The 11830-nt window shown below is 68.5% G+C and carries 10 protein-coding genes; 9 read left to right on the plus strand and 1 reads right to left on the minus strand.

The annotated features are described in order from the left end of the window. Nucleotides 1–86 precede the first annotated feature (86 nt). From QF031_RS11780 to QF031_RS11820, 9 genes are all read left to right on the plus strand, one after another. Nucleotides 87–578, plus strand: a complete 492-nt coding sequence (locus QF031_RS11780; RefSeq protein ID WP_307428044.1) for a hypothetical protein — start codon at nt 87–89, stop codon at nt 576–578. Between the two features lie 14 nt (nt 579–592). Next, the gene (gene msrB / locus QF031_RS11785) at nt 593–1108 is read left to right on the plus strand and encodes a peptide-methionine (R)-S-oxide reductase MsrB (RefSeq protein ID WP_307428047.1); all 516 of its coding nucleotides are present in this window, start codon (nt 593–595) and stop codon (nt 1106–1108) included. Between the two features lie 195 nt (nt 1109–1303). Then, entirely contained in the window at nt 1304–2671 is a 1368-nt protein-coding gene (locus tag QF031_RS11790) for a DUF6421 family protein (RefSeq protein ID WP_307428049.1), read from the plus strand. A gap of 8 nt (nt 2672–2679) precedes the next feature. After that, on the plus strand, nt 2680–3399 hold the full coding sequence (locus QF031_RS11795; protein ID WP_307428052.1) for an SDR family oxidoreductase: 720 nt from the start codon (nt 2680–2682) through the stop codon (nt 3397–3399). A gap of 40 nt (nt 3400–3439) precedes the next feature. Further along, on the plus strand, nt 3440–4537 hold the full coding sequence (locus QF031_RS11800) for a threonine aldolase family protein (RefSeq protein ID WP_307433318.1): 1098 nt from the start codon (nt 3440–3442) through the stop codon (nt 4535–4537). 58 nt (nt 4538–4595) lie between these two features. Further along, the gene (locus QF031_RS11805) at nt 4596–5285 is read left to right on the plus strand and encodes a DUF3000 domain-containing protein (RefSeq protein ID WP_307428055.1); all 690 of its coding nucleotides are present in this window, start codon (nt 4596–4598) and stop codon (nt 5283–5285) included. A gap of 12 nt (nt 5286–5297) precedes the next feature. After that, entirely contained in the window at nt 5298–6632 is a 1335-nt protein-coding gene (locus QF031_RS11810) for an HRDC domain-containing protein (RefSeq protein ID WP_307428058.1), read from the plus strand. A 121-nt stretch (nt 6633–6753) separates the two neighbouring features. Beyond that, entirely contained in the window at nt 6754–8049 is a 1296-nt protein-coding gene (locus QF031_RS11815) for a thiolase family protein (RefSeq protein ID WP_307428060.1), read from the plus strand. After that, nucleotides 8046–10220 (plus strand): 3-hydroxyacyl-CoA dehydrogenase NAD-binding domain-containing protein, encoded by a 2175-nt coding sequence (locus tag QF031_RS11820; RefSeq protein WP_307428065.1) that lies wholly within the window; start codon nt 8046–8048, stop codon nt 10218–10220. Before QF031_RS11815 ends, QF031_RS11820 begins: the two co-directional genes overlap by 4 nt. A gap of 46 nt (nt 10221–10266) precedes the next feature. Here QF031_RS11820 and QF031_RS11825 read toward each other — a convergent pair whose 3' ends face one another. Continuing rightward, complete coding sequence (locus tag QF031_RS11825) at nt 10267–11787, minus strand: ABC transporter ATP-binding protein (RefSeq protein WP_307428067.1); 1521 nt, start codon at nt 11785–11787, stop codon at nt 10267–10269. Between the last annotated feature and the right edge of the window lie 43 nt (nt 11788–11830).

Consider the following 11830-nt stretch of genomic DNA (forward strand, 5'->3'; position numbering starts at 1 on the left):
GGCGGGACCGGCACGTCGCCGCACGGCTTGCGGGTGTGCACCGGGAGCGCGGTGCGGGCGTCCCCCACCGGCGCTAGGCTAAGGCCATGAGTGATCCCATCGTCATCCTGACCGAAGAACCACTGGGCGCGGAAGACCGCCTTAATATTGAACGGCTGGTGGATGGCGGGGACAGCCCCCTGCTGGTCCTGGTGCCGGCCAACACGGAGCGGCACCTGCTGGTGGACTTCCTTGAAAACCTGTCCCTGCTGGACGTTGCCAAGGCATTCCGGGACCTCGCGGCACGCAACCCGGACGCCGTCGTCGAAGGCGCACAGGCGGACGAAACCCTTACGGCCTCACTCGCGGCGCTGGCGGGACTGGGTTCCGGCGTAACCGGCCAGGTGGTGGACGGCAGGGCCGTGGACAGCCTGGTGGCGAAGGTCCGGGAGACCGGGGCGTCCCAGGCCGTGGTGATCACCAGGCCGCACGCCGTGGCCGATACCTTCCACACGGACTGGGCCAACAAGGCCCAGGACCAGCTCGGCGTCCCTGTGCTGCATCTGTACGCCGGCTCGGGATTTATCGGCGACTCCTGAGCGTTGGGAATGCTATGAGCATCTTTGGAAACAGCATCTTCGGTAACAAGGCAACGGACACGGTTGGCGGCGGCCAGGAAAGCACCACCCCTGGGCGCGCCGTCGAGAAAACCGATGCCCAGTGGCGGGAGGAACTGACCCCGGAGGAATACCACGTCCTCCGGCAGGCCGGCACCGAACGGCCTTACACCGGCGAGTACTGGGATACCCACACCGAGGGCGTCTACCAGTGCCGGGCCTGCGGCGCCGAACTGTTCACCAGCAATGAGAAGTTCGACTCCCACTGCGGCTGGCCCTCCTTCTGGGCTCCCTTGGCCGAGGGGAACGTCCGCTACATCCACGACCGGACCCTGGGCATGGAGCGGATCGAAGTGCGGTGCGGGTCCTGCGACTCCCACCTGGGCCACGTCTTTGAGGGCGAGGGCTATGGCACGCCCACCGACCAGCGCTACTGCATCAACTCCGTTTCCCTCCGGCTGGTCAGCAAGGATGACAGCACGGATGACGCCGGAAGCGGGTCCCAGAGCTAGCCCGCCGACACAACTGAGCGCAGTACCGCAAGCCAGCCCCCGTGCGTTGTTCCCACAGCCGGGGGCTGGTCTCATTCCATCCGGGCTCACACCGAGACTAAGTCTTTCTTACTCATGCGCCCTGTGGGCATAAGTCGTTCTGGTTGCTTGTTACGCTCGCCAAAGAGACGCAAGCAACCAGAAAGGCAGCCGACGATGACAGAGATGCTGACCACCGCGGTCACCGGGATTTCCGCACAGAACCTCGACTGGCTCCGGCTCAAGGCCGCCGCCACGGCACTGCAGGCCCTCCAGGTCCAGGACGGATCCGTTCCCGAGCGCGCCCACCACGCGGCAGCAGCCGGGCATGTGGACACCATCGTCACCGCAATCAGGGCATTGTCCCCCGCCTTCCCGCATGACGCCGCCTACCTCCAAGCCGCCTGCGCAGACTTCGAAGCCTGGGCAGCCGGCGGCTTCGCCGTGCCGGACTTCCTGTCTTCCCTGCTGGCGTTCCAGCCCCAGGAGCAGCGCCACGACGGCCTGCAGCACCTGGTGGTCTTCCCCATGTACACCCAAAACGGCAGCAGCAACCGCCTGGTGGAGGCCGTGCTGGTCGAGGTCATCTGGCCGGAGTTCATCGCAGGGCTTGAGGCCGGCGAATACTCGAACAAGCTGTTCGTGCCCATCCGCTTCGTCGACTTCACCCCCGGCTACGACACCAACTCCGCCGTCCTGTTTCCCGAGACGGTGGCCGTCAGCCAGACCCCCACCTTCACCTGGGGCGCCATCTTCGCCGACCGCGAAGCCGCAAGGTTCCGCCGTGTCCTTAAAGCCGCCGCGGAGATCACCTCGCTGGAGCTGCCGGAGGGAGCCGCGGAACTGCTCGCGGACCAGGACCTCACCGAGGCAACGTTCGTGATGTGGGACCTGATCCACGACCGGACGCACATGCGCGGAGACCTGCCGTTCGACCCCTTCATGATCAAGCAGCGGATGCCCTACTTCCTGTACTCGCTGGAGGAACTGCGCTGCGACCTCACCGCTTTCCGCGAGTCGGTCCGGATCGAAAAGGACGACGACGCCGACCCCGAAACCCGGCGGCACGCGAAGCTGGTGCAGTACGCCATCATCTTCGACCGCATCTTCCGCTTCGCCATTACCGGCAGCCGGGTCCGCAACTATGACGGCCTGGGCGGTCAGCTCCTCTTCGCCTGGCTGCACCAGCAGCACGTGCTGCATTGGACGGACACGCGGCTTACCATCGACTGGGATGAGGTGGCGGACGCCGTCATCGCTTTGGGAGCCGGCATCGATGAACTGTACTGGCGTTCCATCGACCGGCCCAAGACCGCCCATTGGCTGGCGGCCTACCAGCTGGTGTCGGCTACCGTCACACCCAACCCGGCCTCCGTGTGGGCCAAGGGCCCCGACGCGCTGCCGCTGGCGGGAACACCCCGCGGCCTCACGGACCAGGTCCTGGATGACGAATTCCCGCTGTCCATGTTCTACGAGGCATTGGAGAAGAAAATGCGCCCGGTCATTGAGTCCACCGCCGGCATTACCGGCCGCTCCGCACTGTGACAGGCACGGTGACCGGGTCCAAGCCGGCCCGTGTCCTGGTGACCGGCGGCAGCGGCGCGTCCGGAATCGCCGTGGCCCGCGCCCTCGCCTCCGCAGGGCATCGAGTGGCCACAGTGGGCTCCGACCAGGCCAGGATCAGGGCCGCGGCGAAGGAGGCGGGCGACGGCGTCACCCCCTTCACGTGCGACCTCGCGGATTTCGACGGCGTGCGGCAGCTCCGGGAGCAGCTCAGCGTGACCTTCGGGTCGGTGGATGCCGTCATCCATCTGGTGGGCGGCTGGCGCGGGGCCAAGGGAATTTCTGACCAGTCCGATGACGACTGGGACTTCCTGGAACGCGGCGCCGTCACCACGCTGCGGAACGTATCGCGCGTCTTCTTCGACGATATTGCCGCCTCCACCGCCGGACGGTTCGCGATGGTGTCCTCCACAGCAGTGGACAAGCCCGCCGCAGCGGTGGCCAGCTACGTGGCGGCGAAAGCTGCGGCGGAAGCCTGGACCATGGCCATGGCGGACGGCTTCCGCCGAATCTCCGAAGCCGGCGGCGGCAACGCGGCCGCCACCGTGCTGGTGGTCAAAGCCCTGGTGGACGACGAACTCCGCCGCGCCCACCCCGAGCGGAAGTTCCCGGGGGCGACGGACGTCGCTGACCTGGCTGCCGCCGTCGTCCGGCTTTTCGGCGCTCCGTCCACCGAGCTCAACGGTGCACGCCTGCGGCTGGCGGACTGACCGCCGTGACTGTACCTAGACTGAAAGCGTGAGCAACCCTATGACGACAACAGTAGAAACCGGCGCGGCGTTGCGGCTGCACGATCCCAGCGTGCGCGGCTTTGCCTCGGACAACTATTCCGGCGTGCACCCCGAAGTCCTGGCCGCCCTTGCCGCGGCCAATGAAGGGCACCAGGTCTCCTATGGCGAAGACGACTACACCGCCCGGCTGCAGGAACTGATGGTTGAGCACTTCGGCCCTGGCATCGAATGCTTCCCGGTCTTCAACGGCACCGGCGCGAACGTCCTGTCACTGCAGTCCCTGCTCCCCCGCTGGGGTGCCGTGGTGTGCGCCTCTACCGCCCACATCAACATGGATGAGAACGGGGCCCCCGAACGCATCGGCGGCCTCAAGCTCCTGCACGTTCCCACGCCGGATGGAAAGCTCACCCCCGAACTGATCGACCGGGAGGCCTGGGGCTGGGGCGACGAACACCGCGCCCAGCCGCTGGCCGTCTCCATCACCCAGACCACCGAGCTGGGCACCTGCTACACGCCCGAAGAGGTTCGCGCCATTGCCGACCACGGGCACGCCAAAGGCATGAAGCTGCACATGGACGGCGCCCGGCTGGCCAACGCGGCTGCCCACCTCGGTGTGCCCCTGCGCGCCTTCACCAGGGACGCCGGGGTGGACATCCTGTCCTTCGGCGGCACCAAGAACGGCCTGCTCTTCGGCGAGGTGGTGGTGGCGCTGAACCCCGAGGCGGCGCACGGCCTGGTCTACCTGCGCAAGATGGACATGCAGCTTGCCTCCAAGATGCGGTTCATGTCGGCCCAGTTCATCGCCCTGCTGGAAGGCGACCTGTGGCTGCGGTCGGCCTCGCACGCCAATGCCATGGCCGCCCGGCTGCGTGCCGCCGTGGACAGCATCGACGGCGTCCGGCCCACCCAGAAGACCGAATCGAACGGCGTCTTCGCCATCCTGCCGCCCGGCATCGCGGACAGGCTGCGCAGTTCCTTCCGCTTCTACGACTGGGACGAAGCCACAGGGGAAGTCCGGTGGATGTGTTCCTTTGACACCACGGAGGAGGATGTTGATGCCTTTGCCGCCGCGATCCGCCACGAACTTCGGGATTACCGGGACGGGCAGGCCGGCTGACCGTCCGCCGACGGCGAGCCTTCCTGTCCCGCCCCGCCCCGCACCGTAATCTGCCAAGGTGAACGCACTTGACCAGGTTCCCCCGGATTTTCTCCATGCCCTGGGAACCCTCAGGAAAGCCCGGTGCCGCAAGGAACTGCGCCTCGCGGAGATTCCTGCCCCTGCCCGCCTGGCTCCTTTCGCCGTCGCGCTGGGCGCCGAAGTGATGGCGCCCAGCGCCGGTACCCCTGCCACCCCCATGCACGGGCCGGCGGCGCTGGCCTTCGCTGCTGCCTCCGGAACAGCCACCCCAGCGTCCGATGAGGACGAAACGGAACTTGCCACGGGGCGCTTCATCCTCCTTCACGATCCGGAGGGCTCGGCCGTGTGGGACGGGGAGTTCCGCATCGTCACCTACATCCGGGCCGAGCTGGAACCGGAGATGGGCAACGACCAGATGCTGGGGACAGTGGCGTGGACCTGGCTGGTGGAGGCGCTGGAGAACCACAATGCCGGCTACCGGGCGGCGGGCGGGACCGCCACCCGGGTCCTCTCCGAAAGCTTCGGCACCCTTGCGGAACGCCCGGGATCGATCGACATCGAACTCCGTGCCTCCTGGACCCCGGATTCTTCCGACGTCCAGGCCCACCTTGAGGCGTGGTCCGACATGGTGTGTACCTTCGCCGGGCTCCCGCCGCTGCCCGACGGGGTCACTGCGCTCCCGCCCCGGCGCCGAAGCCAGCCGAACGGTTACGGTACCGGCCGGTAAACTGGGGGCATCATGACCCTAAACACTCCGGAAAACACCACAGCCGGCGTCCCGGCTGCTGCTGCCGCACCCCACATCACGGTGGAGGGCTTCGACAGCCCCATCCCCGAAATCATCGACCTTGACGCTCCCCGGGAGGGCGTCCCGCTGGTCATCGAAACCCAGTCCGGCCTGGAGCGGTGCGCTGCCGCCATCGCCGCCGGGACCGGACCCGCCGGCGTGGACGCCGAGCGTGCTTCCGGTTTCCGCTACGGCCAGCGCGCCTTCCTGGTGCAGATACGGCGTGAGGGGGCCGGCACCTGGCTGATCGACCCCGAGCCGTTCGGGAACCTGGACATCATCAACGACGCCCTGCGCGGCGTCGAATGGATCCTGCACGCCGCCAGCCAGGACCTGCCCTGCCTTTCCGAGCTGGGCATGTGGCCGGACAAACTCTTCGACACCGAACTCGCCGCGCGGCTGGCCGGACTGCCCCGCGTGGGCCTGGCCGCAGTCATCGAGCAGCTGCTGGGGTTCGGGCTGGCCAAGGAACACTCCGCCGCGGACTGGTCCACCCGGCCCCTCCCGGAGCCGTGGCTGCGCTATGCCGCACTGGACGTCGAAGTCCTGGCCGAACTGCGCGAGGAACTCATCGAGCTGCTGCAGGCCAACGGGAAACTGGAGTACGCCGAGCAGGAATTCGCAGCCATCCTGGCCGCGGGCATCGCTCCCCCGCGGGTGGACCCGTGGCGCAAGACGTCCGGCCTGCACCAGATCCGGGACCGTCGCCAGCTGGCCGCCGTCCGCGAGCTCTGGCTGGAACGCGATGCACTGGCGCAAAAGCGTGACGTGGCCCCCGGCAGGCTGCTTCCCGATTCCGCCCTCGTTGCGGCGGCAAAGGCCATGCCCGCCACGGTTCCGCAGCTGCTCACCACCAAGGGTTTCCATGGGCGCGCCGCCCAGCGTGAAGCTCCCCGCTGGCTGCGCTGCATCTCCACAGCCCGCACGCTCGAGGAACTGCCGCCGCTGCACCTGGCCACCAACGCACCGCCCCCTCCGCGGGTCTGGGCGGACCGTGATCCGGAAGCCGCCGCCCGCCTGGCCACGGCCCGGCCCTTGCTCCAGGCCAAGGCTGAGGAACTGGACCTGCCGCTGGAAAACCTCCTGACGCCCGACTACCTGCGGCGGGTGGCCTGGCGGCCCCCGGCGGAGGTCACGGAAGAGTCGATTTCGGCCGAGCTGCTCACGCTCGGTGCCCGGAAGTGGCAGGTGGAACTCTCTGCTCCCCTGATCGCGGGTGCCTTCCTGGACCCGCAGCCGCTGCCGCCCAAGGAGTCGAAGGCAGCCACCGCAGCCAGCGGCCAGTAACTCCGCCGATTCCAGCCCTTGCTTGCTAAGTTACTCACGAGTAACATCGAGGTGACCCACGTCAGGCCGCTGCCGCCTCCGGCATGCGCCCGGCGCGTTACGTCTCGATGAGGAGTTACACGTGAGCCAGCACGGAAGCGGCGCATCCCAGCGCACTGTCCGCGACGTCGTCTTTGTGGACGGCGTCCGCACACCCTTCGGCAGGGCCGGCGAGAAAGGAATCTACGCCGGAACCCGGGCCGACGACCTGATCGTGAAATGCATCCGCGGCCTGCTGCGCCGCAACCCGTCCCTTCCGCCGGAACGGATCGACGAGGTGGCCATCGCCGCCACCACCCAGACCGGCGACCAGGGCCTCACCCTGGGCCGGACCGCCGCGCTGCTGGCAGGCCTCCCCCGCACGGTCCCCGGCTTCGCCATCGACCGCATGTGCGCCGGGGCCATGACCGCCGTCACCACGACGGCAGGTGGCATCGGCTTCGGCGCCTACGACGTGGTGATCGCCGGCGGCGTGGAACACATGGGCCACCACCCCATGGGCTCCGGAGCGGACCCGAACCCGCGGTTCATGTCCGAACGCCTGGTTGATCCGGCGGCCCTGAACATGGGCAACACGGCAGAAAACCTGCACGACCGTTTTCCGGCCATCACCAAGCAGCGCACCGACGCCTACGCGGTGGCCTCCCAGGACAAGTTGGCAGCCGCCTACCAGGATGGCCGGATCCAGCCGGACCTGGTTCCCGTCGCTGCCCGCAAGCCCGGCGAGGGCTGGACCGTCCACAGCAAGGACGAACCTCCCCGGCCCGGCACCACGGTCGACGACCTCGCTGCCCTTCGCACCCCCTTCCGCGCCCACGGCCGGGTCACTGCCGGGAACGCGGCCGGCCTCAATGACGGCGCCACCGCAGCCGTCCTGGCATCCTCCGACACCGCCGCAGAGCTGGGCCTGCCCGTGAAGATGCGGCTGGTCAGCTACGCCTACGCAGGCGTGGAGCCGGAAGTCATGGGCATCGGCCCCGTGCCGGCCACCGAGAAGGCGCTGCAGAACGCGGGACTGGGCATCGACGACATCGGCCTGTTCGAAATCAACGAGGCGTTCGCCGTCCAGGTCCTGAGCTTCCTGGACCACTACGGCATCGCCGACGACGACCCCCGGGTCAACCGGTACGGCGGCGCCATCGCCGTGGGCCACCCGCTCGCTTCCTCCGGCGTCCGGCTGATGATCCAGCTGGCCCGCCAGTTCGAGGAAGATCCCACCGTCCGGTACGGAATCACCACCATGTGCGTGGGCCTGGGCATGGGCGGCACCGTGATCTGGGAAAACCCGCACCACCCCGACTACAGTGGAAACCCCTCCGGCCACACCGCCGCTGATGTTTCCGCCGCCGCTGACGTTTCCGAAGGAGCCCTGGCATGAGCGCCGCAGATTTCCGCAAGTTGGCCGACCTTTTCCCCAACGAAACCGTGACCCACTCCTACGTGCAGGACATCACCCTCCCCGGCACGGCAGGGAAACCAAGCCCGGGCACCTTCGCCCTGGTCACCCTGGACAACGACCTGGACCACACCAAGCCCACCACACTGGGACCCAACACCCTGGTGGAGCTGGGCACCGTGCTGGAGGGCCTGCGGGACCGTGCCGCGCGGGGCGAAATCGTGGGCGTCGGCGTCACCGGCAAGCCGCACTACCTGGTGGCTGGAGCCGATCTTTCCGCGGTGAAGTCGCTGGAGAAGCGCGAGCACGGACTGTGGATGGCGCAGTTGGGCCATGACGTCTACGCCACCCTGGCTAACCTGGGCGTCCCCAGCTTCGCCTTCATCAACGGCGCAGCCCTCGGTGGGGGCCTCGAAATCGCCCTGCAGTCCACCTACCGCACCGTGTCCACCGGTGCGGGCGCCCTGGCGCTGCCCGAAGGTTTCCTTGGCCTGGTGCCCGGCTGGGGCGGCGTCTACATCCTTCCCCGCCTTGTGGGTCCGGAAAATGCCGTCAAGGTCATGATCGAGAACCCGCTGAGCAACAACCGGACCCTCTCCGGCGCCCAGGCCTTCCGCATGGGCATCGCCGACGCCGTCTTCGAACCCGCCGACTTCCTGGAACAATCGCTTGCCTGGGCCGCGGAAATCATCTCCGGCGACGTCGTCCCGGAGCGGCCCAACGCCGTCGACCCCTCCGCCCCGGACAGCGCAGCCCGCTGGACCGCGGCCGTTGACGCCGGCCGGAAGTTCGTTGAAGGCAAGACCTCCAACGCCTCCCCCGCCCCCGCCAAGGTCCTGGAACTCCTCGAGGCCAACCGGACCATGACAGCCGCGGAATCCGCCGCGCTGGAATGCGCAACGCTGGCCGACCTCATGCAGACGGACGAGTTCCGCTCCACCGTCTACGCCTTCCTGGACCTGGTGCAGAAGCGCGCCAAGCGCCCGGCCGGCGCCCCCGACCGCAAGCTGGCCCGCCCCGTCACCAAGGTAGGTGTCGTCGGTGCCGGGCTCATGGCGGGCCAACTGGCGCTGCTCTTCGCCCGGCAGCTGAAGGTACCGGTGGTCCTGACCGACATCGACCAGGCGCGCGTGGACAAGGGCGTTGCCTACGTCCATGCCGAGGTGGACAAGCTGCTGGCCAAGGGGCGCGTCAGCCAGGACGCAGCCAACCGCACCAAGGCGCTGGTCACCGGATCGGTGTCCAAGGAAGCCTTCGCGGATGCTGACTTCGTGATCGAGGCCGTCTTCGAAGAACTCCACATCAAGAAGCAGGTGTTCGCCGAACTCGAAGGGATTGTTGCGCCGGAGTGCGTCCTGGCCACCAACACGTCATCCCTCTCTGTGACGGAAATGGCCGCCGACCTGCAGCACCCTGAGCGGCTGGTGGGTTTCCACTTCTTCAACCCGGTGGCCGTCATGCCGCTGCTGGAGATCGTCCGCGCCCCGCGGACCGATGACGCCGTGCTGGCCACCGCTTTCGAGCTTGCGAAAGCCCTGAAGAAAACCGGCGTGCTGGTCAAGGACGCCGCTGCGTTCGTGGTCAACCGCATCCTGCTCCGGCTCATGGGGGAAGTGACGGCCGCGTTCGACGAAGGGACCCCGGCAGACGTGGCGGACAACGCGCTGCGGCCCATGGGCCTTCCCATGAGCCCATTCACGCTGCTGGCCATGGTTGGCCTTCCCGTGGCCCAGCACGTCCAGGAATCGCTGCACACCGCTTTCGGCGACCGCTTCCCAGTCTCCGCCAACCTGAAAAAGCTCATCGACAACAACGTCAAGGCGCTCTGGGAAAACAGCCCCGACGGTTCCCGCGCCGTCCCGGCCTCCACGCTCGAGCTGATGTCCTTCGGCACCACGCCTTCCACCGAAGAGCAGGTGCTGCGCCGCGTCCAGGATGCCCTGGCCGAGGAAATCGGCCTGATGCTGGACGAGGGCGTCGTGGCCGGGCCTGAGGACATTGACCTCTGCATGATCCTTGGTGCGGGCTGGCCGATGTTCCTGGGCGGCATCACGCCGTACCTTGACCGGGTGGGCGCCGCCGAGCGGATCAACGGTAAGCGTTTCCTGGCGCCCGGCGTCGCGTCCCCGGCGGACGGCCAGCCGCAGCAGTAGGCCGGACCCCGAGGGGAATGCCGCGCAGACAGATGGGCAGGGACGGTTAGGCCGGCACCAGCCGTCCGCCGTCGAGGGCCAGGATGCGGTGCGCCGCCGAACGTGCGTAGCCCAGGTCATGGGTGACAAGCACGACGGCGGCGCCCTCCGCCGCTGCCGAGCGGACGGCGGCGTCGAGCAGGGCCAGCCCGTCCCCGTCCAGAGCCACAGTGGGTTCATCAAGCGCCAGGACCACCGGCCTGCGCGCCAGGACGGTGGCCAGGGCCAGGAGGCGCTGGGCGGAGGCCGGAAGCTCGGCCGGGTGATCGTCAGCCGCGCCAGCCAGGCCCACAGCGGCCAGGGCTGCGGCGGCTCGTTCCTTCGCCGTTGCCGGGCCCACCAGGCGGTCCAGCCCGAAGCCGACCTCCCGGAGCACGGTCCGTTCAAACAACTGATCACGCGGCTGTTGGAACAGCAGGCCCACCGAGGCCGCGGTCGTTCCCACCGGAGCTCCGGCGATGTCGGTGCCGCGGACTGCAACACTCCCGGACGTGGGACGCAGCAGGCCATTGAGATGCCGCAGGAAGGTGGATTTTCCGGCACCGTTGGGTCCGGTGACCGCCACGATCTCACCCGGCTGGACGGCTAAGTTAATGTCCTCCAGCACCAGGGTCCGGGCGTCCTGTGCCGCTGCTTTCCGGCGTTTCCTGCCCCGGGCCGGCACCGCGTACCCGAAGGACACGCCTTGCAGCTGCAGGGCGGGCGGCCCCGGTTCTACCGCCGCAGCCTGCGGAGGTGGCGGCGTCCCAAGTGGCGGCGTCCCAGCCGGCAGGGAACCAGGGCGGCGGATGGCCGGCGGCAGCGATCCCGTGTCCAGGCCGGCAGGTGGCCCGCTTGCGGTGGCCGTACCGTCCGACAGCACCACCCAGGTGTCCGCCTCCTGCAGCAGCGGATCCACCGTCTGGCTGAGGATCACGACGGCGGTGCCGCGCTTCAGGAGGTCACGTACCAGGGCCGCAAGCTCCTTGATCCCTGCCGCGTCCAGGGAGGCGAAGGGCTCATCCATGACCAGTACCGGGGGCCCGGCGATGATCGCGCAGCCAATGGCCAGGCGGCGTTGCTGGCCGCCAGAGAGCCGTGCCGGGTCCTGGTCCAGCAGGCTGGCGAGTCCCAGCAGGCCAGCGGTGCGCTCCACGGCCGCCACCATGTTGCCGCGCTCCACCCCGGCGTTTTCCAAGCCAAACGCCAGCTCCTCCGCCACCGTTGCCCGGACGGTGGACAGGACGGTGGCGGGGTCCTGCGGGACGAAGCCCACCTGGCGGCCCCACCCGGCCGGGTTGATCCGCGGGTCCCCCTGGCCGCCGTCGAACTCCAGCCGCGTGCCGTCCAACTCAAGGAAGCCCGACAGGGTTCCGTAGCCGCCCGGCGGCAGCCAGCCTGCCAGGAGGCGGCCCAGGGTGGACTTGCCGCTCCCGGAAGCGCCGAGGACGGCCGTGAAGGAGCCCGGCGGAAAGGAAACTGCAAGGTCATGCAGGGCCGGGGCGTGCCCGTCGTGGAAGGTGAAGCGCCGGATCCCGGCTGCGAGCACAGGCGCAGTTCCATTACCGGCATCACTGTCATTGCCTGCATTG

The sequence above is a fragment of the Pseudarthrobacter defluvii genome, assembly GCF_030816725.1.
GTDB classification, from domain to species: domain Bacteria; phylum Actinomycetota; class Actinomycetes; order Actinomycetales; family Micrococcaceae; genus Arthrobacter; species Arthrobacter defluvii_A.